14 protein-coding genes are annotated in these 24,216 nt (G+C 44.4%); 7 read left to right on the top strand and 7 right to left on the bottom strand.

Going from position 1 to position 24,216, the window contains the following annotated elements:
* Positions 1-22 precede the first annotated feature (22 nt).
* Positions 23-757 carry a Gfo/Idh/MocA family oxidoreductase gene (locus A3860_RS12935; protein WP_216823428.1) on the top strand — a complete coding sequence of 245 codons (735 nt, stop codon included), beginning with the start codon at positions 23-25 and terminating at the stop codon, positions 755-757.
* A 33-nt stretch (positions 758-790) separates the two neighbouring features.
* On the opposite strand, the gene A3860_RS12930 is transcribed toward A3860_RS12935, so the two are convergent.
* Entirely contained in the window at positions 791-1,609 is an 819-nt protein-coding gene (locus A3860_RS12930; RefSeq protein WP_081147134.1) for a cyclase family protein, read from the bottom strand.
* A gap of 196 nt (positions 1,610-1,805) precedes the next feature.
* Between A3860_RS12930 and A3860_RS12925 the strand changes: the two genes are divergently transcribed.
* The 6 genes from A3860_RS12925 (at position 1,806) to A3860_RS12900 (ending at position 14,067) form a co-directional block, all read left to right on the top strand.
* Positions 1,806-3,773, top strand: a complete 1,968-nt coding sequence (locus A3860_RS12925; protein WP_158085225.1) for an amidohydrolase family protein — start codon at positions 1,806-1,808, stop codon at positions 3,771-3,773.
* Between the two features lie 223 nt (positions 3,774-3,996).
* Entirely contained in the window at positions 3,997-4,578 is a 582-nt protein-coding gene (locus A3860_RS12920) for an RNA polymerase sigma factor (protein ID WP_158085224.1), read from the top strand.
* Between the two features lie 68 nt (positions 4,579-4,646).
* Positions 4,647-5,882, top strand: coding sequence for a FecR family protein (locus A3860_RS12915; RefSeq protein ID WP_081147131.1), 1,236 nt, complete (start codon positions 4,647-4,649; stop codon positions 5,880-5,882).
* A 267-nt stretch (positions 5,883-6,149) separates the two neighbouring features.
* Positions 6,150-9,593: a TonB-dependent receptor gene (locus A3860_RS12910; protein ID WP_081147130.1), complete on the top strand. Its 3,444-nt coding sequence runs from the start codon at positions 6,150-6,152 to the stop codon at positions 9,591-9,593.
* A gap of 29 nt (positions 9,594-9,622) precedes the next feature.
* Positions 9,623-11,374, top strand: coding sequence for a RagB/SusD family nutrient uptake outer membrane protein (locus tag A3860_RS12905; protein ID WP_081147129.1), 1,752 nt, complete (start codon positions 9,623-9,625; stop codon positions 11,372-11,374).
* Between the two features lie 371 nt (positions 11,375-11,745).
* A complete protein-coding gene (locus A3860_RS12900; RefSeq protein ID WP_081147128.1) occupies positions 11,746-14,067 on the top strand; it encodes a glycoside hydrolase family 31 protein in 2,322 nt (773 codons plus the stop codon).
* Positions 14,068-14,233: 166 nt separating this feature from the next.
* Here the strand turns inward: A3860_RS12900 and A3860_RS12895 are convergent, their stop codons facing one another.
* The 6 genes from A3860_RS12895 to A3860_RS12870 form a co-directional block, all read right to left on the bottom strand.
* Positions 14,234-15,796, bottom strand: coding sequence for a sulfatase family protein (locus A3860_RS12895; protein WP_081147357.1), 1,563 nt, complete (start codon positions 15,794-15,796; stop codon positions 14,234-14,236).
* Positions 15,797-15,840: 44 nt separating this feature from the next.
* Positions 15,841-16,215 (bottom strand): BACON domain-containing protein, encoded by a 375-nt coding sequence (locus tag A3860_RS12890; RefSeq protein ID WP_143774073.1) that lies wholly within the window; start codon positions 16,213-16,215, stop codon positions 15,841-15,843.
* 27 nt (positions 16,216-16,242) lie between these two features.
* Positions 16,243-18,021, bottom strand: a complete 1,779-nt coding sequence (locus tag A3860_RS12885; protein ID WP_081147126.1) for a RagB/SusD family nutrient uptake outer membrane protein — start codon at positions 18,019-18,021, stop codon at positions 16,243-16,245.
* A 15-nt stretch (positions 18,022-18,036) separates the two neighbouring features.
* A complete protein-coding gene (locus A3860_RS12880; RefSeq protein ID WP_158085223.1) occupies positions 18,037-21,504 on the bottom strand; it encodes a TonB-dependent receptor in 3,468 nt (1,155 codons plus the stop codon).
* 199 nt (positions 21,505-21,703) lie between these two features.
* The gene (locus A3860_RS12875; RefSeq protein ID WP_081147124.1) at positions 21,704-22,912 is read right to left on the bottom strand and encodes a FecR family protein; all 1,209 of its coding nucleotides are present in this window, start codon (positions 22,910-22,912) and stop codon (positions 21,704-21,706) included.
* Positions 22,913-22,987: 75 nt separating this feature from the next.
* On the bottom strand, positions 22,988-23,581 hold the full coding sequence (locus A3860_RS12870; protein WP_158085222.1) for an RNA polymerase sigma factor: 594 nt from the start codon (positions 23,579-23,581) through the stop codon (positions 22,988-22,990).
* Between the last annotated feature and the right edge of the window lie 635 nt (positions 23,582-24,216).

Below are 24,216 nucleotides of genomic sequence, written 5' to 3'. Positions count from 1 at the left end.
GAAGTCAGCTATTTATGGTGTATTGTTAGCAGGCGATGATCCAAAATGGCAATGCCGTTTCGATTTTGATCTATGGCAGGGGCCTGCCCCGCGTATGCCTTATCAGAGCAACCTGGTGCATTATAACTGGCATTGGTTCTGGCATTGGGGAACTTCGGAAACCTGTAATAATGGTACACATGAAATTGATTGCTGTCGCTGGTTTTTAGATGTTGAATATGCTACCAAAATTACCTCTGCCGGTGGCCGTTATGCCTTTACTGACGATTGGCAAACGCCCGATACACAAATTGCCAGTTTTGAATTTGGCAATAACAAGGCTATTACCTGGGAAGGAAGAAGCTGTAATGTATTTCCGGTTGAAGGTGCAGGCCGGGGTTTCATTATTTATGGTGATAAAGGAACGCTGGTAAACGATGGCAATGGCGATTATAAAATATTTGATGAAAAAAATAAGTTGATAAAAGAAGTTAAATCAGACGTTAAGGCCGACCCCAACAACCCGGTAAGTGCAAGCGGGAACCTTGATCTATATCATTTTCAAAATTTTATCCAAAGTATCCGCGGCGAGGCGAAGCTCACCGCTCCGGTTAATGAAGCCTATAAAAGTGTATTGCTTTGCTTACTGGCCAATATTGCACAACGCACCGGGAAAACCCTGCACTGCAACCCCGAAAACGGACATATCCTTGATGATACAGCCGCCACAAAGCTATGGATGCGAACCTATGAAAAAGGGTGGGAACCGGTGGTGTAGTAGCTTACACCTTAAATATTTCCTGCTTATGAGCTAACCATTTTTCACCCAGGCAACAATGCGCAACGGACCGCCGCTGCCGTTCTTTATTTTCATGGGCAATGCCACTATATAGGCCCCGGTTACAGGCAACTGATCCAGATTGGCTACGTTTTCAAAGGCAGGAATGTCTTTTGCCAGCAATACCTGATGTGTTTTAAAATCTTTCGACTGGCCATAATCGATGCTCGGCGTATCCAATCCTACGGCTTTCACTTTTCGCCGGGTGCCCAGCCATTCCGCAGTTGCCGGATCAATACCCGGAAAATGCAAATGGGGTATGGCCCCTGCCCCTTTTTCATCGGTACCAAAATACTTTTTGGCATCGGGATAATACTTCCCATAACCAGTGCGAAACAAAACGATCGCACTATCAGGTATTTTACCATTTGCTTTTTCCCATGCCTCAACATCCTGCACCGATATGAGATAATCCACATTCTTTAATGCCTTCTCACTCACATCAATCACTACTGCCTGGCCGGTAAGATGTTCCAACGGCACCTGATCGGTTGTTTGATGCCCCTGTGCAAAATGCACCGGCGCATCGAGGTGCGTACCGCCATGCTCCGGTGCTGAAAAGGCATTGGAAGCATAATAAAAACCCGCCGGTGTAATGCCATTCACCTGTGTATCGAGTTTAAAACCGGTGGCATTATTTGGCCAGTACAATGTTTGTTCGCTGAAACTATAAGTTAAGTCGATCCATTTGCCGGATGCGAAAAATTGGGCGGCGCTATCATCATGCCGGGCAGGTTTACACGCAGCCATGATGAGAAAGCATGAAACGGTGAGCATAATATACCCTTTCATGAGCATAGTTTAAGTACGAAAAGGTACAAAAAAAGATGGCTCATCCGCGCTTCAATTGCCAATTAAATCAAATATGTACGATTTTCGACGAGTGCGCTATCCCCGGGACTTTCTCATAAAAAACTTCGGTTTTGCATGTCCGGGTCAAAATAATATTTTAAGTTTACCTCCTTTCTTTGAACCTGAATCTTTATTCATGAAAAAAATCACCTTCATCCTGTTCTTTTTGACCGGCTTTACAATTACCTACGCACAGTTGCCAGACAGCAGCACCTTTTTACTGCACAAGTTTGCACAGAATATTGGTAAGGAAAAATACACCCTATCCAGGAATGGCGATATTGTTACCTACACAGTAGATCTAAAATTCACCGACCGGGGAACACCGGTTCCTTTAACAGCAAAAATGCAGCTTACAGCCGCATTTGAACCGGTTGCATTTACAATAAATGGCAAAACCTCGAGGATGTCGACCATAAACGATTCCGTGGTAATTCATCAAAATAAAGCCGACATAAAAGTTGATAATTCAATAACTAGTCAACCGTTACCGCCAATAAGATTTCCGATAGCAGGTTACTCGCCCGGCACTGCGCAAATGTTGTTATTGCAATACTGGAAAAAACATCATAGGCCGGCTACCGTGAGTATACTGCCATCGGGTATGGTGCACATTAAAAAAGACGGCGAAGATACCCTGCTGTTCAACAACAATACCCTGGTACTGGAGCGCTACGTAATAAGCGGACTGATATGGGGTAATGAATTTTTATGGACAGATGCGAGCGGACAATTATTTTGTTTAATTACCAATGATGCGGAAGGTGATAAGCTGGAAATGATGCTGGAACCTTATGAACCATTGTTACCCGTGCTGATCAATAAAGCGGCTGCATATGGCATGCGTTTATTTACAGCAAACGCCAATCCGTCGTACGAAAAACATGACGTGATTGCCATAACAGGCGGCACCATATTGGATGTGGAGAATAACCGGTCAATCAGCAATGGCGTGGTTTTGATCAAAGCTGGGAAAATAACAAAAGTTGGCGCTGCAAACAATGTAGCCCTTCCTGCCGGAGCGTATGTAATTAATGCAAAAGGCAAAACAGTTTTGCCGGGATTATGGGATATGCATGCCCATTTTGAACAGGCAGAATGGGGACCAGCTTACCTGGCCGCCGGTGTAACCACCGTAAGAGATTGTGGCAATGAGTTTGAATATATCAATGCAGTACAACAGGCCATTGATAAGGGAAATGGCATTGGCCCTCATATTTTAAAAGCAGGTATTATTGACGGCAATGGCCCCTATGCATTGGGCGTTATCAGGGCCAATACCAGGGAAGAAGCCATAAAAGCGGTACAGCGCTATAAAGAAAACGGCTTTCACCAAATAAAAATATACAGCTCGGTAAAACCGGAAATAGTAAAAGAAATATGCACGGAGGCGCACCGGTCAGGTTTAACGGTGAGCGGTCATATTCCGATAGGAATGACCCTGCAACAGGGCGTTGATTCAGGTATGGACCAGGTGAATCATATCACTTTTGTGAACGCTGTACTTAAGAAAAACAAGGATGGTTTAATTGATTTTTCCGATTCATCGAATGTGGCAGTATTCAATTATTTAAAAGCGCACCATGTAGTGATAGACCCAACATTGGGTGTATATGAAATGATCCTGCGTTCCGTAAAAGACAGCATCACAAAACTGGAACCTGCATTTGCTTCGTTACCACAGCCATTAAAACCATTATTCATCAACACAGGGGCTGCTAACGATTCGCTGGCTGAACGGGGCAGGCTATTCATGAAAAATTTTAAGCAGATCGTGTATCATTTATACATCGACAGCATTCGTATTGTTGCAGGAACAGATATGGGCTTTCCGGGGTTTAGTGTTTACAGAGAAATGGAATTATATGTAGAAAGTGGCTTAACACCTATACAGGCCTTACAAACTGCTACTATTGTACCTGCGCGGGTAATGAATATGGAAATCAGTTCCGGTTCAATATCTCCGGGCAAACGTGCAGATATTATTATCACCGATGGCAATCCTTTGCAAAATATCAGCAATATCAGACATGTAGTTACAGTAATAAAAGACGGGAACATTTATAACCCGGCCCATTTACATCACCTGGCAGGGTTTCAATAGCTGACCTGCCGGTAAAGGTGGGACATTCGCCACGAAATCGATGCAAAACTGTAAGTATTTTGACAAATACCTGTGCTTTTTTTGCACTTACTTTTTTGTTCATGATGATTTATTAAATTGCCTGCATAGCATTTTTCAGTCAAAACCAAAACACCTTCACGCTGTGCTACGGCAGTATTAATTAAATATTTTCTTATTAGTACGTTTGAATATGATTTCGGCCGTGAATGATCATAACTGCCTGCTTTTGCTTAAAACAAATGAGAATGCCGCCTGGCAATATCTCATCCGCATTTACTTTCCCGTGCTATTTCGTTTTGCGCATAAAATATTGAAGGATGAAGGAAACGCCGAAGACGTTGTTTCGGATGTATTTGTAAAACTATGGCAACAGCATGCTGATTTTGATGACTGGCATCAGGTCAAAAAATACCTGTATACCGCAACCCGTAATAGTTGCCTGAATGCGTTGCGTAGTAAACAGCGGGAAAAAGCCCGTCATGAATCTTTTGCCAATGCCTATGTACAGAATGAAGATGTTTTGGGTAACGAGATCTTATACTCAGAGATTTTAGCAGAAACACGTAAAGCTGTTTATGAACTACCGCCAAAAATGCGTGAAGTATTCATCCTTGCCTATTTCAAAAAAATGACAAACGAGGAAATTGCGGTTTATTTGAATTTATCTAATCAAACAGTACGTAATCAGAAAGCTACCGCACTGGCTATGCTAAGAAAATCATTACAACCTAAGTTCTCCCTCCCTGTTCTTGCGATTGCACTTACCTTAAAAGATCTCTGCTAAAAAAAGTATTGTTTTCTTCTGGTACAAATGGTTGGCCGCGGTGTTACTGTAATATAAAGTAACCCCTGATGAAAGAAAGCAGTTTGGATGAATTAATATATATAGCCGGCCTAATCAAAAAAAGCCAGTTAAATGAACTATCAGCTGTTGAGGCAATTCAGTTGGAGAACTGGAAGAACCGTAAGGAAGCAAACCGTGAATTTGCCGAACAGATAAATGCCGGCGACAGATTTGCCAATGACATGCTGGCATTAGAACAGTATGATACCACAGCCGCTGAACAACGTTTTTTTTCAATAACCGGAATGCCTTTTATTGATGGTGAAAAACGGGTGGCACCTCTTGTAAACATTTTCAGGCGAAAAGCCATACGATGGGCAGCAGCAGCTATAATCTTATTTACAGTCGCTGGTTCAACCTGGTATATTATGAAGAGCAGCAGATCAGTTAAACAACCTGTTGCAGTGAGCCAGAACGTAAAAATAGTGCCGGGGGGAAATAAAGCCATACTCACCCGTTCAGATGGAAGCCAGGTGATCCTCGATAGCGCCGCCAACGGTTTAATAAGCAGGGAGGGTAATGCAATGGTAATAAAGTTGAAGGATGGAAAGTTAGCTTATAATGCGTCCGCTGCAGCTGACGAGGCCCGGCCCATCTATAATACGGTATCTACGCCACGTGGAGGCCAGTATCAGATCACTTTACCAGATGGTACCGGAGTCTGGCTTAATTCTGCTTCCTCTATAACATTCCCTACCCAATTTAGCGGCAACGAACGAAAAGTGAAGATCACAGGGGAAGCCTATTTTGAAGTAACATCCCATTTATCAAAGGGAATAAAAACCAAATTTATTGTAGATGCAGAGGGCACCAGCATTACTGTATTAGGAACTCATTTTAATGTAAATGCCTATACAGATGAAGAAGCAATAAAGGCCACCCTCATAGAAGGTTCAATAAAAGTAAACAAAGGCGGCCTTACAACCATGATAAAACCGGGGGAACAATTCCGTTACAGCAATGGCGCAACCAATTACGAAGTACTCCGTCCCGACCTCGAAGAAGTGCTTGCCTGGAAGAATGGGAAATTTATATTCAGGAATACCGGGGCCATTACTATCCTGCGTCAAATATCCCGCTGGTATGATGTGGACATTCATTATAAAGGCGCTCTATCGGGAATTATGTTCTCGGGGGGCATATCCAGAAAAGATAATATAGAAAAACTGCTGGAATTACTGCAATTAGACGAACGGATACGTTTTGAGATCAAAGGCAGGGAAATTACCGTATCGCCGAAATAAAATTTGAAACGAACCAATTCCTGAAGCGAACCAACGTGCAATTATAGCCAACCTCAGGCTTTCCAGCGCGGGGAAGGCCTGCAGAACCTTAATGCCTGATTTTCTTAACCAAAACAAAACTGCCTATGCCATTTGAAAAGTAAATCTTCACCATGTGGCTGAATAAAAAGAAACCCCTGCGGGGGCAGGAGTCTCTTCAATTCGGGCCACCAATGTTCCTCTTTCCAAAATTGACAAACATTTAGTAAGCCAAAACTTTACAAAAGTATGAATGAAATTGTTACGGGCAATACGTTCCGTGCAGGAAGGTATTTGCCAGCCAAAACGCTGCTTTGTATGAAATTGACTGCATTTTTCTTATTAGTAGCCTGCCTGCATGTAAATGCCAAAACTTTCTCCCAGAAAGTTTCCATAACCGGCAGACAATTACCGCTCGAAACGGTATTTGAAATGGTAAAGCAACAAACGGGTTATGATGTTCTTTATAATCCAGAACTGCTTAAAAAAACAAGGCCCGTTTCTATATCCGTAAAAAATGCAGACCTGGAGGCAGCCCTGGAGCTTTGCTTCAAAGACCAGCCGGTAAGCTTCCAGATCCGGTATAATACCGTTGTTATAATTACCAGACCGAAACTACTTTCCCCGGTTGAAAAGAATAAAGAAGCTGATGAGCCCGCACCTTTACCTGTTCAAATACAGGGAAAAGTATCCTCTGAAAACGGGGAGCCCCTGGTAAACGCCAATATAGTAATTAAAGGAACCAATTACGGAACCACTACAAACGACAAGGGCCTTTTTACCATAAATGCAAACCCGGGTGATATACTTGTTATTTCAATGGTGGGGCATGCGCCACAGGAAATAAAAGTGACCAGCCAAACAAGTATAAATGTTATATTAAAACAGGTTGCGACCGAAGGTGAACAGATAATTATCGTAGGGTATGGCTCTCAGAAAAAAGCCAAAGCAACCTCTGCGGTTTCATCTATCAATGCACAGGACATACAACTCATCCCTACTTCCAATTTATCGAATGTGCTGGCCGGCAGGTTATCGGGCACATTTATCAGTTCACAAACCGGCACCCCGGGTGCTTCTTCTACTATCAAGGTACGTTCCCGTTCATCATTCAGTGGTACGTACGATCCCATATTTGTAATTGATGGTGTTGTAAGGGACAAAAACAGTTTTGATGCGTTAGACCCCAATGAGGTAGCAGATATCTCCGTATTGAAAGACGCCGCTTCGGCTGCCATCTATGGGTCCCGGTCTTCGAATGGGGTTATCCTGGTGACCACGAAAACAGGTAAAAGCGGTAAGCCAAGGATTGAATACAGCTCAACCTTCAGTAAGCAAAAGACCGGCAAACTACCGGAATATATGCCTGTTGCAGATGGATTGAAACTTTCAAAAGCGGTGAATGGCGGCTTAAGCGACGAAGAAATTGACTGGGTGTTGAAAAACAACCCCAAAGGTGAAAATTATTATAATGCCGCCTATACCGACCCAACCAATCAACGTCATGCTTTAATGGTATCTGGCGGCAACGAGAAAATTACTTTTTATATGGGCGGCTCTTATTTTAAAGAGCGTGGATTTTTACCAAATGTGTGGTACAAAAAATACAATTTGCGTGGTAATATTCAGGCCAATTTAGTAAAAAACCTCACCATTGGTTTAAACGTAAGTAATAGTTACGGCACCCGTAACCGTTTCAATTTTACTTACGATTATAACTCGCCTGACCTGAATAACCTGTGGGGCAAATTATTGTATTGGGATGTTTTTGCAACCCCTTACATTAATGGCAAACCCAACAACCCGGGCTGGTTGGGCAACCCTGTAGAGATGATGAAGAACGGCGGTTACTGGCGTAACAACAACCAACAGATAGACGCCCTGCTCACAGCCGAATACAAAATACCTTTTGTACAGGGGTTAAGCGTAAAGGCCGCGTATAGCAAAAACTACAATAACGATTATGTAAAGAATTTTGCCAAAAAACAACTGCTGTACAACTTCAAGAAAACAGGTCCCAATAACCTGATATACACCGATGAAATGACCGGCTCAGTACTAAGCGGTGATCCCGGTAGTGAATACCTGGGGAATGAATATAGAAAATGTGACAATTATCAGTTAAATGGCCAGATAAATTATGACCGCACATTTGGTAAGCATACCATTGGCGCCCTGGCTGTTTACGAACAATTTGAGGCCGATACCAGCTCCTTTTCGATGTACAGGTATAATTTTCCATTATTCCCTACCGATCAGTATTTTGCCACCAGCGGAAACAATGCCGACTGGACAACAGGTGGAAGACAGATCATGGATGGAAGATTATCCTATATCGGCAGGCTCAGTTACGATTATGATGCAAAATATCTTTTCTCTGCCTCCGTTCGAAGAGATGGCTCTGTAAAATTTGCTCCTAATAAAAGATGGGGCTGGTTTCCTTCTGTATCTGCAGGCTGGGTGATTTCCAGGGAAAACTTCTTCGAGTCTTCAAAACTGGCCAATGCCATTGATTTCTTAAAGTTGCGGGGATCTTTTGCTACAACCGGTAATGATGCTATTGGCGGTTGGCAATGGGTCGACCAATTCAATATTCTGAGCAGTACCTATTATTTGGGCAACCCTGGCACTACTGCTCCACGCCTGTCTTATGGAGGTATTCCCAATCCTGATCTGAGCTGGGAAAAATCAAATTCGGTTGATATCGGCCTGGAGGCTACAGCCCTGAAGAATATAAGATTTACGTTTGATTATTGGAAACGCCATACTTATGATATCCTTGGCTTCCGTATCCTGGCTATTCCCGCAGAATTTGGCGGCGCTTTACCGGCGGAGAATTATGGTCAGGTAGATTCAAAAGGTATGGAATTAGAACTGAGTTATAATAACTCGATCGGTAAAGATTTCAGTTATAACGTCAAAGGAATATTTAGTTATGGTACCAATAAAGTGATCAGAAGAGACGTTGCCGCCAATGCCCAGCCTTATGCAAATCCCAATGGAAAAACTTTAGCCTATAGTTCCGGGTATCAGGCGTTGGGAATATTGCGCACACAGGAAGACCTGAATAAGCTACCGTCAGGATATACGATTAATGGTGTTGCGCCTGCATTAGGAGATATGTTATTTAAGGATATCAGCGGACCTGATGGAAAGCCGGATAATAAGGTAGACAGTTATGATCAAATAGTGCTTGGCAAATATTTTGGTGCAGACAACGCACCTGTTTCCTATGGTTTGAATATTTCACTATCATACAAAGGATTCAGCCTGGAAACATTGCTTTCGGGCCTGGCAGGTTTTAAAGTGAGTTACAACGATGCATGGAGCAGGAATTTTGGTGGTGGAGGCAAGGTGCCTAAATACCACGCCGATTCATGGAGCACCGATAATGTCAATGGCTCTACACCTAAAATTTATCCCTGGGGCGATCCCCATTCTTACGGTTACACATGGACATCCACTTTTAATACGTATAATGGTGGAATTCTGCGAATGAAATACCTGAACGTTAATTATAAAATACCTTCCATACTGTCAAACAGGTTAGCTATAAAAGATGCAAGGATCTTCGTATCAGGAACAAATCTGTTTTATCTGTCGAAATTCAAGTTGTATGATCCCGAGCTGTATCAATTTATGAGTTATCCAAGCATGAAGACATATACAGTGGGTATCGATATCAGGTTTTAAGTAAAAGTGTTAACGCTAAAAACAGTAACATGACAAACAATTCGAAAATAATACTGCTCTTATTACTCTCTTTTGAAATAATGAGCTGCAGTAAGGTGTTGGATAAAAAGAATCTTTCCGCTGTAGACCCGGCCACCGTTTGGTCGAACCCGGCAATCGCTACAGCATATCTCAATAATATTTATGCGGCCGTGTTGACCGCAAACCCCAATGCAACGTATAGCTGCACTGGTAATCTTTCAGACGAAGCTGTTGCTTACCAAAGGCAATTGAATTCCGCGTTAAGAGGAACAGCTACCTTTGATACCTGGAATAATTTTAGCCAATACAACAATATCCGCACCATCAATATTTTGTTGGGTCAAATAGATGGCGCCACTTTCAGCCAGGCAGATAAAGATATGATAAAGGGACAGGCATTATTGCTGAGGGCCTGGGCCTATCACATACTGGTGAGTGGTTATGGCGGCGTTCCGCTTATACTGGAAGCCCAGAGCCCCACCTCAGACCTAACACAATTGCAAAAACCGCGTAATAAAACATCGGAATGCGTAACACAGATCTTAAAGGATCTTGATGCCGCCATCGCATTACTGCCCGATGTATCGAGCGGCAACGACGTGGGCAGAGTTGATAAAGGTTCGGCCATGGCTTATAAAGGAAGGGTGTTATTGTTTTATGCCAGCCCCCTGTTTAATGGATTGGGCGGTGTGGCCTCGTGGCAAAAAGCATATGATGCCAATAAGGCGGCTAAAGATTTTTTAGACGCTCATGGCAAAGGATTATACGCGTCGTATGGCAAAATATGGGATGATGAATTAAACAAGGAAGCGGTAATGGTACGCCGGTACAACTATCCGCAGGCCACTTATTTTCAGGGCGGGTTAATACCTTTAAACTGGTCGAAGGATGACGTAGGCTACGACAGGCCCTCATTAGAACTGGTCAATGCGTTTCCAATGAAAGATGGCTCATCCTGGGATTCACAAACCAGAAGTTATGATACGCTGTTCAGGAACCGGGATGACAGATTTTATGCAAGCATCTATTATAATGGTTCTCCCAATCAGTATTTAAAGGGCATGCGCGATGACAAAACCTATTTGTGGACCTATTTTACAACTATCACCAATTATAACGGGGCTACCGGTCTTGAAGGTGTACACAATGATGTAACCACTGACCCCCTTTGGTCAAATTCAAGCTTTTACCGCATTAAGGGCATTGATAAAAATATAGATAAGGGCACCGTTTATAATGCAGCTGTGGATTGGATAGAAATCCGCTATGCTGAAGTTTTAATGAATTATGGCGAATGCGCCAATGAACTGGGTAAAACAACGGAAGCCCTGGATGTATTAAAACAGATAAGGAACCGCGCGGGTATTTTAGCTGGTGCCGGTGGCAATTATGGAATTACCGCCGCTTCGCAAAATGAGATGAGAACAGCTTATCAAAAAGAGCGGTTTGTTGAGTTCTGTTTTGAAAACAAGCGCTGGGATGATCTCCGCCGCTGGAAATTGTTTGGTTATATGAACGCGCTTCAGCAGCGGCATGGCATAGCTGTGTTATTGAAACCAGGCGAAACCAAGGTGTCGCCGATGGATGATATCAACACGGTTTGGACCAAATTCACATCCACTGTTATCACTACAGATGCTGGCAATATAGCCCTGAAAGACCAATATTACATTTATGGGATACCGAAAGCAATTTTAGACCGCAATCCATTGTTGAAACAAAACAACAATTGGGGTGGAGATTTCGATCCATTACAATAGTTCCGGTTTTTCTTATAAGCAGTCGCAGTAGGTTAAATAGAACGGGAGCCGCAGGGCTCCTGTCTCTTTTTCTAACCATTTGATCATGACTGCTTTTACTTCGTTGAACTTGTAGTTATTGAGAACAGCACCGTGGCGTTAGCTGTTCCCGACGATTAACCTGTGTACCAGGCATTAAGGATAGCAGGACTGCTTTTACTACGATCAGCATTAACAGGAATGTCAACTCCATAATTCGTATTCAGGTAATCCCTGAGATAATTTGCCACCTTAAAAATCTCAACAATATTGACTTAAACCGATGGCATTTTCGCTTTCGCGCTTTCCTTCACACAAAGGGCTTTATTTTTACCGTTTAAAAGTTACAATTGATGAAAATAAAAACGACCGTTACAGTATTACTACTGTTATTTACCCGGGCAGCATTTAGCCAGGCTTATACCCAAACAAATACCGGCATAAAAGCCACTGTGAATAATATCAATGTAGAAATTCAATGGTACAGCCCGCGCATTGTGAGGATCATGAAATCGCCGAAAGATGCTGTAGTTAAAAAAGAAAGCTATTCTGTTATCAAAACACCCGAAAATGTCAGCGTCAATATACAACAGCATGACAACAAACTTGTACAACAAACCGATTCGCTGCAGGTAATAATCAACCTGCAAACCGGAAGGGTTTCTTTCGGCCGCCCGGGGGGAGAAATTATATTCAGTGAAAAGGATCACGGAACACAATTCACACCTATCATTGATCTCGGGAAAAACACCTATGATGTAAGGCAGGCGTTCTTCCTTGATAAGGATGAGATGATCTATGGTTTAGGTCAGCAGCAGAATGGTAAAATGAATCAGCGGGGGCAAAAGCTACTCCTGTTGCAGAAAAACACCAAAGTATGCATCCCCTTTTTTCAGTCAACGAAAGGCTATGGCGTATTCTGGGATAATTATTCGCCCACGCTGTTTACCGATAATCCACAGGAAACATCCTTCGATTCGGAAGTTGGTGACTGCTCAGATTATTACTTTCTGCTAGGTAATAGCGCCGATGGTGTTATTGCTCAAATGCGCCAGCTTACCGGACAGTCGCCCATGATGCCTTTATGGGTGTATGGTTTTAATCAATCAAGGGAACGCTATAAAACACAATTCGAACTGGTGGACGTAGTGCAGCAATACCGTACTTTGCAAGTGCCACTCGATGGCATTATTCAGGATTGGCAATACTGGGGTGATGACAGCATCTGGAACGCGATGGCCTTCGACCCGGTCCGCTATCCAAGACCTAAACTTATGGCAGATAGTGTGCATGCCATGAACGCACATTTATTCATCGTGGCATGGCCGGTCTTTGGTTACAAAACAGCTCAATTTGCCGAGTTCAAAAAAAAGAATATGCTAATTAATTTCGAAACCTGGCCAAAGCATACCCGGTTATATGACGCATACAATCCCGTTACGCGCGATAGTTACTGGGAATACCTCAACAAAGGCGTTTTTTCACAGGGCACCGACGGCTGGTGGCTCGATGACCCGGAGCCTGATCATCTCAACCATAACGAGCAGGACTATGACCAACCTACGTATGCCGGCAGTTTTCGCAGTGTTTGTAATGCGCTCCCTTTATTACACGCTGGCGGCATATATACGCATCAACGGCAAACTACCTCAGCCAAACGCGTTGCTATTCTTACCCGATCTGCATTTGCAGGGCAGCAGCGTTATGGGGCCAATACCTGGAGTGGTGACGTTCGTTCTGACTGGAGCACGTTACACAAACAGATCGCTGCCGGTTTGAATTTTTCATTGTGCGGTATTCCCTATTGGAATACAGATATCGGTGGTTTTATTGCAGAGGATTATGTAAATGGGGGTACTAAAAATCCTGAGTTCCAGGAATTATATATCCGCTGGTTGCAATTCGCCACCTTTACCCCCATGATGCGGTCACACGGAACCATTTTACCCCGGGAGATATATCAATTCGGGCAACGCGGAGAATGGCCATTTGATGTACAGGAGAAATTCATCAACCTGCGCTACAGCCTGCTTCCCTATGTGTATGCAACTGCCTGGCAGGTAACAGCCAATGCGGGTTCCATTATGAGGGCATTATACTGCGATTTCGCAAGCGACCCGCAGGCCCTTGATATAAATAATGAATTCATGTTCGGGAAATCATTTCTTGTTGCCCCGGTTACCCAAAAAGGCGTAAAAGAACAGGTCGTTTATCTGCCTGCGGGAACAAGATGGTTCAACTTCTGGACCGGCGACCAACTTGAAGGCGGCCAATCAATAACCGAAGCTACTCCTATTGATAAAATGCCCCTGTATGTAAAAGCAGGTTCAATAATTCCCTGGGGACCGCGCGTTCAATATGCCGAAGAAAAGAAATGGGACAACCTGGAGCTGCGTATTTATCCTGGCACCGATGGACATTTCACGTTATATGAAGACGAGAATGATAATTACAACTATGAAAACGGACAGTACACTGAAATAGATTTTCACTGGAATGACCAGACCCGTATGCTGACCATTAATGATATCCGCGGGAGTTTTCCCCGTATGCTGCAAAGCAGGAAATTCAATATTGTAATTGTAAACAAACAAAACGGCACAGGTGCTGCGCCTGCTGTAAAGTTTAATAAAACAGTTACTTATAAAGGCCGGAAAACGGAAGTGCGGTTATAATAAAACAGAAAGCAAATAGGTAAAGGATCGATAAAAAAGGTTCAAGCAATAAAACTGTTTGAACCTTTTTTATCACAGAGAACAAACGGCAGCAATCATAGAAAATGCGTCTTTAATTCCTCAATGGTCAAATTACCTTTTTTCTGTTCGTTTTGAGAAAGAATTATTATGGATTGCCGGTGTGCACCTCCTGATCCAGTAGCCTTTTCGCCTCTTCATCATCATACTTAATGATCAGCTCATTCAATTGACCTTTAAGCGTTGCCGTTATTTTTTCGTATCCCTTTTGCCCGTATAAGTTCCTCATTTCATTTTTATCTTTCTCCAAATCATACAATTCCCATCCATTTACCCGGGTATAAAACCGGATGAGTTTGTAACGTCCCGTACTGATACCAAAATGGGGCGACACGGCATGTTCACCATTCTCGTAGTAGTGATAATACATCGCCTTACGGCCTGTTGCTTTCTTATTTTCCAGTAATGGCAGAAATGAACTGCCCTGCATATCCTTTGGTACAACAATGCCGGCCGCATTTAACAACGTAGGACCGATATCAATATTCATAACCAGGTCATTGTTCACCGTTCCTGGTTTTATTTTCACCGGATACTGCATGATCATAGGCGTACGAAAAGACTCTTCATACATAAAGCGTTTATCGAACCATCCATGCTCGCCCATGTAGAATCCCTGGTCACTCACATAAATAACGATCGTATTGTTGTTCAATCCATGCGTGTTCAGGTAATCGAGCATACGGCCAATGTTCCTGTCGAGAGAGACAGCGGTGGCCATGTAATCCTTCATGTAACGCTGAAATTTCCATTCGGTCAACGCATTGCCCGAAAGGTTTTGCGCCTTAAGGTCCCTGTAAATAGAATCATAATAACCCATAAAAACCTCCCGCTGTGCCCGGTTCATGCGGCTGATATTGCCTTCTTTATCGGCAGCGGCGGGCGAATCGAACATTTTGAGATCGTATCCCATTATCATGGTTTTGGCAACCGTCATATCCTGAACAGCAGCGGCAGCCCGGTTTGTATAGGTATCATAGAAATTGGCGGGAAGCGGAAAGCTGGCATTATTAAATAACCGGAGGTCGCAGGTATCGGGCATCCAGGTGCGGTGCGTATTCTTATGACCAATTACCAGGCAAAACGGTTTGGTAGTATCCCGCTGGTTTAGCCAGCCTTCTGCCTCATTTTCCACCACGTTGGCCACATACCCTTCGCGGCGCTTTCTGGAACCATCCATCGTAATAAAGTCGGGATTGTAATAACTGCCCTGCCCTGGCAGCACCTCCCACCAGGAAAAACCTTGCGGCTGGGTTTCCAGGTGCCATTTACCAATCCACGCAGTCTGATAGCCGGCATTGCCCAATTCTTTGATGAAGGTGTTTTGCGAACCATCAAAACGCGAATGGGTATTGTCTTTAAAGCCGTTCTTATGACTGTATTTCCCGGTTAATATGCAGGCACGGCTGGGCCCGCAGATGCTATTGGTCACATACGCTTTGCCAAATACAACACCGGCCTTCGCAATACGGTCGATATTCGGTGTTTGCATCAGTTTACTTCCGTAAGCGCTGATCGTTTGATACGCATGGTCATCCGAAATGATTAGCACAATATTGGGAAGCGAAGCTGGTTTCGAAACCTGTGCCTGCAGGCCCCGGCCGGGCACCATTGCCATGATCATTACCAGGCGGGTAAATATTCTCATCATATACATCAATTTAAGGTACAGCGTCTCTTTTTGAAAGCGTATACTCACTTTGTTTGTTTCACTTTAATGACAACGGCTGCTTGTGAGAATGTAGGCCACAAAGAAATGTCTATTTCACGGGTAACGCCTGTATTGTTTGCCTTCACCTCCACCGGTAATTTGAAATCGCCGGAACCAAATAGCTTAGAAACCACCATCCAATTACTGGAAGGCAGTGTAACCCACCAGCCATTGGTGCCGCCATTGATAACAATGGTATCCTTTGCCCCGGCAGCCGGGAATTCTGTATATTTTATTAAAGCGGCAGAGAAGGGCGATGGCTGTGGAGGCACTGGCAACTGTTGTTTTGAACACGAGACAACCGGCAACAGGCTCGTGAGAGAGCACATCATGTACACGACTATAGTAAGCTTTTGCATGTTTTTTTGTTTAAGGAAGGTGAATGATTACCAATTGGGGTTCTGCACCCATTTATAACCTGTCAGTTGCAGCATTCGCTGTTGAAGGGGCAACAGGTAATCCCTGTTTAATACAAAACCGTATCCGTTGGGAAGTACGGTTCTTAATGGATCAAGATAGCGACGTGCGTCACCGGCACTGCCTGTTAGCAGTGGTTGATACGATGCGGGGTAGTTTGCCTTCATATCACTGCCGGTAAACAGCGCCCCCACAGGACGCTTACCCTTTATCAAAAGATCTGCAACGGCCCACCTCATAATGTCATCAAGCCTGAATCCTTCAGCGGCAAGCTCGATCCTTCTTTCCCGCCGCACTGCCTGCAATACCGGATCCAGATCTTTAAAGGGGTAAGCAGCATCAGTATTGTATTCCCTGGCAAAATCAACAGCAGGCATCCCCACCCTGTCGCGCAATGGTTTCAACACATCGGCGATCTGGGTGGCATTTCCTCCCAACTCGGCCATGGCTTCTGCATAATTTAACAGCACTTCTGCATACCGTACAGCGATAGCCGGGCATTGACTGTTAAAGTCATCGGCCACTGCCCTGGGGTCATTATACTCCAAAAATTTATACAGCGGGTACCCTGTGGTACTGCGGTTAAATCCTGTTTGGTTAATGGGCGGGTAAGCGGGTACAACTCCGCCAGGACGTATGGGCCTTCCCGGGAGTGCTACTGTTTGAGCAAGCCGGGGGTCTCTCGTGTCGGGCTTCAGTTCATTGGCGTAAACAATTTGTGCATTATCTTTTTCAGCGCCGGTAAACGGGCGGCCATCGATGGTGAGGTAATCGTCGACAAGGGACTGGTTAATACCAAGATCGGCGCCTGCAGTGGAAGTATATTTACTGATACTGTGTCCGATATTATCTTTGACGCTGTAGCGACGCCACAGCATCACTTCAGAATTACTGGAAAGATCCAGCGTAATGAATAGATTCGTATAATCTTCAAGCGGCTTGCCGGTTGTATACACGCGCCAACGATTGCTGTTAATGACCTGCAAGGCCGCATCTCTTGCCTGCTCAAAATAGCGTTTGATGGCTGCATCGGTAATGTCTTTGGTATAGAATGGATCGTTTTTCGCCTTATGGTATTTTTGCCAGGTAGCTTCGAATAAAGCAATACGCGATTTATAGGCGAGCGCCGCATCTTTATGCAATCGCATGGTGGCACTGCTGGCTCTTTCAGGCAGGAGGGCGATGGCAGCATCAAGATCGGCCAACACAGAATCAATGATGACTGTTCGGGGCGCCCTGGGAACCTGCATGAAAAGGGTATCAGCCGGAAGCACTTTGTTTACCCAAACGAGGTCGCCGTAATTCCGGACCATATTGAAATAAGTAATGGCTCTGAAAAACTTCGCTTCCCCCAGATAGTTATTGATCAGGTTAACATCGCCGGTAGCATGCTGATAATTTTCAAGGAAGTAGTTGATACTCCTGATGGTGCTATACCCCGACAAGGTACCGGCCGTACTAAGGGCAAGCGCTCCATTCATTCGGGTATTCACTGCCGAAAATGTCATATTATCGGTACCCGCATCATTGAAAGCAATGCCGGCGCCTCCAATGCCGGTTGGCTGCGCAGGGAAACTTCCAATATAAAATTGGTTCACAAATAATCGCAGCTCGTTGGTACTGGCCAGTGAATTATCAGTGCTCAACGTATCGAGCGGCTGCCTGTCAAGAAAATTCTTTTTACAGCTTGTTAGTACTAAAGCTGCCAGTGCGATGGGAATAATTCTTTTATGATTGATGTGTAGCATTTTATTTCTGATTTACTATAAACTAATATTGGCACCAATGGAAAACGCCTGGCTTAAAGGATACACCTTTCCGGTTCCCTGCACACCGCTCAGCGTTTCGGGATCAAACATGCCAGCCAGTTTGGTGATGGTAACCAGGTTTTCGCCCGACACAAACAGGCTTACTTTCCTGAGTTTGGCTTTTTGCACCAGTTTGGCCGGCAACGAATAACTGAGGGTAGCATTTTTCAATCGCAGGTAGGAAGCCCGTTGTAAATATCGATCGGATACCTGTTGATTTTTACTGTTGAAAGCGCCCTGTGCGCCTGCCGGGGCCGAATAAGGAGCCGGATAATAAGCACCCCGGTTATCGGGGGTCCAATAGTCCAAATGTTCTTTAAATACCGTCACTTGTGCCAAAGCACCCCAGCCCCAGAAATACACATCACCGATGCCGGGCGCAAAGTCACGTTTACCAATACCCTGAAACAGGAAGGATAATGAAATGCCTCTCCAGGATAGTGATCCATTAAATGAATAGGCGTAGCGTGGAGATGAATTGCCGATAATGGTTTTGTCGCCCATATCGCCGAGACGGTTTTTTCCATCATTGATAAAACCATCCTTATTAAGATCGATGTACATTACATCGCCGGGCTTCCAGGGCTGGCCGCTCAGGAACGTTTTGTTCACCGCCGTGTTGTAATCTGTGGCTTTTTGATCATCCTGCAGTAATCCTTCTACACGGTATCCCCAGATCTCGCCTGACCGGCGGCCCACATACCAGGTGCCTGCAGGATTGGTAAAAGTGGGGTTTTCATATTTAGTAACCCGGGTGGTATTGTCAGCCAATACCCCGCCAACCGACCAGGACCAGTCTTTTCCTATATTGCCGCGGTAATTGATACTTAGCTCCCATCCTTTTGTTATGAGGTTCGCATTATTACTGGCCGGCACGCTACCGCCAAACATATCGGCAATGTCAAAAGTGGGCCCCAGCATATCTTTGGTTTCCCGCTGGTAAACATCCACAGATCCACTTAACCTGTTTTTGAGTAGTTCAAAGTCGAGGCCCAGATTCTTTGTGTACACTTTCTCCCAGGTGGTACCTGCATTAAAAGGAGCTGGAGCATTTATCACCGCTTCTCTGCCATTCTGGAAAAACCAGGCGGGGCCGGTGCCATTTATGCCGGGTACAGCAATCCCCATCGACTGAATGTATGAATAAAGACCTGCACCAGACTGGTTGCCCAACAACCCATAAGAAGCACGCACCTTAAGCGTATTCACAATGCGGCTCAGTGGCTGGAAAAAGTTTTCTTTGGCGATATTATAACCAACCGACATGGAGGGGAAGAAGCCCCAACGGCTGTTGGCAGCAAACCGCGAAGAACCATCATAACGTCCGTTCACCTCAACCAGGTATTTTTCCTGGTAGTTATAACTTAACCGGCCAAAAAAACCGCGCGTTGCCCAATGATTGCGGCTTTCCGTTGTCGTTGGTGTACCAGTGGTTAAATTGATGCCGGGACGGTTAGGGCTGATGAGATCCTGTGAAGAAGAAGTAAGCGAGCGATACTCATTTAACTCCTGTTGAAACCCCACCATGATATTAAATTCATGTTCATCATTCAACAAAAACTTATACGAAGAATAGACATTGGGCGACACATATAGGGTATTGTTTTCGTTCCTCGAATAACTTCCCAATAGCGGTATGTCATATTCTGAACGGTTTACCATTTTAGGCGTGCCATCGATACCATAGATGGTACCAGGCAACAACAAACTGGAGTTTTGCCCTTCTTCGCGGCGCATGTTCAAATCAAACATGATCTTCCAGTTTTTGATGGGTTCAATTTCCAACCCGGGTAAAACCGATAAGGTGAAGCCTTTGTTGATTGCTTCGGAGCCTGATTGAAAATAAGGTACGCTCGAAATTTCATTGAAATTACCATTGAGGTCGTACGGAGAAATATTGGGACGCATCCTTGCCAGGTTATGAAAGAACAGCGACTCAAAAGTACCACCGGCACTGAAAGGCGCCTTGTATTTGTCCTGGATGATCTTGGTGTTCAGTTTCAGTTTGGCCCAGTCTGTAAGCTGAGAGGTGATTGTGCTATTAAAATTGAACCGGTTATACTTGATAGCTGCATACCGGAGAACGCCATCCTCGGAATAATATCCGCCGGAAATAAAGAACTGGGCGTTCTTATTGCCGCCACTGATGCTAAGATTGTGCATCTGGCGGGCTGCATTCGGTTTATAATGAAAGTTAAACCAATTGGTGTTGGCTACCCCGTTCGCTGTATTCTCCCAGTTCGATAAATAGTTGTCGGTAGCCTCCGGAAAAATATTCATCCCTTCCGGATTGACCACATACTGTTTCAGCAAGTCCATCTTACTGTCTGAATATTGTTTACTGCCCTGTGCATTGAAAGTGGCTGCATTAAAGAACAACGCAAAATCATAAGCGTTTACCATTTTGGGTAAGTTAACAGGCCTTATAACTCCAAAGTTGTTGGAATAGGTAATGGTGGTTTTCTCAGCCTTTCCTTTTTTCGTTGTTACAAGAATAACACCATAAGGCGCCCTGGCGCCATACACGGCCGAAGCGGCCGCATCTTTCAATACAGAAATAGACTCAATATCGCTGGGATTGATGTCGGACAGGCTTTGCGGCATTCCATCAACCAGCACAAAGGGTCCGTCGCCCCCTGCCAGGTTGCCTGCTCCACGTACATTGAGGTTAAAACTTTGCCCGGGCCGGGTATTGGCACCTACCGTAATGTTCAGGCCAGGGACCATACCCTGCAGGCTTTGGGTGGCATTGAGCACAGGCCGGTTTTCAATGTCGGAGCCTTTTACAACAGATACTGCACCTGTCAGGTTCACCTTCTTCCTGGTGCCATATCCAATCACAATGACCTCATCAGTAACGGTAACATCCAGTTGCAACTGAATAGAAATGGTTGGGGCATTCCCCACCCTGGCGGTAGCTTTTTTATATCCGACAAAAGAGAATTCAAGAAAATCACCCGGATCAGCATCGAGCTTAAACTCGCCGGCGTTGTTGGTGGAAGTACCACGCTGGCTTTCCCGGTTAGTCACCGACACGCCCGGCAACGGCTTCCCCTTTTCATCCATGACCACTCCCTTTATTTCTATAGGTGGCGGTGGCACAGTTGATGTTTTATTCTGCTCAATGGCAGCCTTCTCCCTGATGATGATCGTTTTTTCAACAATACAGAACGTCACCGGTAATTGTTGAAAGCAGATCTTCAGCGCATCTTCTACGGGTAAATTGCGTACAGAAATATCCACTTTACCCACTTTGTTCAGCAGGTTGTCTTTGTAAAAGAACTGGTAGCCGGTTTGACGGTTGATCTTTTTAAAGATCGATTGCAGGGTTGCTTCTTTTTCAGATAGCGTAACTGTTTGGGAAGCAACTTTTGCGCTTACCTGAATGCAGGCAACCAATAAAATAAAAGCTGTTATTCTCATACGCAAAAGCAGTTTGATCCAGCCTTCCCTTCGGAGTGAAGGGAAATAAGTAGTCTTTAAATTCATACATTTGCTTTGTTCCGGTTGACCCCGGAGCTGGTTTTGGTTTAAACAATAATCAACCCTTGAAGAGTGTTGGTATAATGGTTGACCAAACCTATAGACGCCCGGGCCCTAATCCGGGCGTTTTTCAGTTGGCTCACTTAGTGACGATAATCTTTTTGCCCTCCAGTTTATATTGCAGTCCGCCTGCTTCCAGGATCTTCAGAACCTGGTTGATATTACTGCTGCGGCTTAAAACACCTGAAAAAGTTTCCCGGCTCACGTCGCCTTCATACACCACGTCGATATCATACCAACGGCTTATCTGCCGCATAATGTTTTCGATGTGGTCTGTATCAAATAAGAATAATCCGTTCTTCCAGGCCATTTCTTTTTCGATGTTGGCGGCAGCGATGCCGATGTTGTTTTTTGTGTTATCGGCGATGGCCTGTTGACCTGGTTGAAGCACCTGTTTTTTGTTCTTCCTGGTAAATTGTACTGAACCTTCGAGCAAGGTGGTTTTAATGGCTCCTTCCTCTTTGTAAGCATTCACATTAAAATGAGTACCCAATACCTTCACTTCTCCTCCATCGGCACCGCCCGGTAAGCTGATCTTCACGATAAATGGCTTTGCAGCATCATGCGCTACTTCAAAATACACTTCGCCGCTTACTTCCACCCGCCGTTCGCTTCCGGTAAAAGTGGTGGGAAAGCGGATTGAAGAAGCGGCATTCAACCAAACTTTGGAGCCATCTGCCAGCCTTAACTGGTATTGGTTACCGCGGTCGGTAGCAAGGCTGTTGAATATGGTTTCACGTGACGCGGTCATTTGTCCATAGGAGATCTCTCCGTTTTTCTTGGTTATGGCTGCAGCGCCCTGTTTGGCTAATGCGCCGTTGCCGGCGCTGTCGAGTACAATCACCGAGCCATCGGCGAGGATGAGTTTGGCAGCATCTTTTCCGGGAAGGATCTCAGTTTTTGCGATCTCTGGTAAAACAGCAGCCGACGCCGCTGTTTTCATTCTGCCGGTTAGCAGGAAACCTGTTATCGTTGCCAGTAAAACTAAACAGGCGATGGCAGCCACCCTGAACCAGTTGCGCTGATACATGGGTATCGTTCGTTTGGCAATGGGGATGCTTTTTTCCCTGATAGCCGTTTTTATATTGACCAGCACACTTTCGGTGAACGCATCACTCGTTTCGAGAATGGTATTATCAGCTTCCAGAGTTTGCAATACGAGTTCCTTCAACAGGGGCTCATTTTCTCCCGCGTCAAAATAGGCAAGCAATTGCTTTATTTCGGCAGCCGTACATTGATCGGCAAGATATCGTTGATACAGGTCGGCGATGGGATTGGATAGGCTCAAAGTTGTTCTTTAGTATAATACGCACGGGCGCCAGCTTCCATCTGCCCACGCTTAAAAAAAATTTTGAAGGATTTTTTAGGAGAAGTGCAGTATAATAGCCACGCTGATGGCTCCTGGATACAGCAAATTCATTTGTTGTTGAATGTGCCTGGTAGCTTTTACAATATGGTCATTGATGGTGGATTCGGAAATATTCAAGTGGAGGCTTACTTCGGCATAGGATAATCCATCGAGCTTGATCATTTTGAAAATAGTACGCCGTTTGGGCGGTAAATTACTTATGAACTCCTGTAAGTGTCGAACCGCTTCGGCCTGAAAGAGGTCTTCCTCAATGTGCACATAGCCATCTTTGTTGTTTGCCGACAGGTCAATAATAACCTGCAACTTACGCGCGGCCTTGCGGAAGAAATCGTAGACCTGGTTTTGAGCGATCCTGAAGAGATAGGGAGAGAGCGGTCTGTCGACATCAATTTTTTCCCGGCTGAACCACAGCTTCACAAAGACCTCCTGTAACAGTTCGGCGGCTGTGGACTCCGATTTTACCAGTTTAACGATATTCCCCAGTATTTTTTTAGCATAAAGCTGGTAAACCTGTTCAAATGCAAGTTCGTCTCCTTCTTTAAGGCGGGTTAGTAACAATCGTTCATCATATGCAGACGGTGGAGCCAAAATCGTGTAGTTGTAACCTGTAATTTTTAAAAGTAAGCAAAAGTTCTATTGCAGAAACGCGATCTCTTCATGCAAACGATTGTTCAATTTATTTCAACGATGGAGATATAAAGTAAGAAGCCTTAACGATGACTGTTGTTATAAAAATGAAGCAGGTTGGAATGTTGGATGTTAAATTTCCGGGAATAGAAAGTTTATGGAATGATTTCGAAATATAGACAGAAAGCGGAAATGGAAATGGAACAAAGTTGATCATTTTCCACTGCAAAAGGTACTGCCGGGGCGTTTTTTGGAAAGCGCCGGATAAAAGTTGCTAACTATGCCGCATATGTTTGAAACTTTGTGTGGAAAGTTTAAAAGATTGCGTGGAAAGTTTCAAACATTGCGTGGAAACTTCAAAAGATTGGTTGGAAAGTTCAAAACATCGCATGGAAAGTTTCAAACATTAGATGGAAACTTTAAAACATTGCATGGAAACTTTCAAACCTCCCGGCTAAACTTGCGAACTTATGTGGCAATGTTGCGAATTTGTTTTTCCAGGTAACAAAGAGCTAAGGTTATATTGCGAAAAGGCGCTTCAAAATTGACAACTTATGTTACCGGGTCATCGAGTAGGAAGTGAGAGATTAATCCCT

This window comes from Niastella vici (genome assembly GCF_002077945.1).
Classification (GTDB): Bacteria; Bacteroidota; Bacteroidia; order Chitinophagales; family Chitinophagaceae; genus Niastella; species Niastella vici.
The sequence above is the reverse complement of the archived record's forward strand: the minus strand, read 5'-3'. Positions and strand labels throughout refer to the sequence as shown.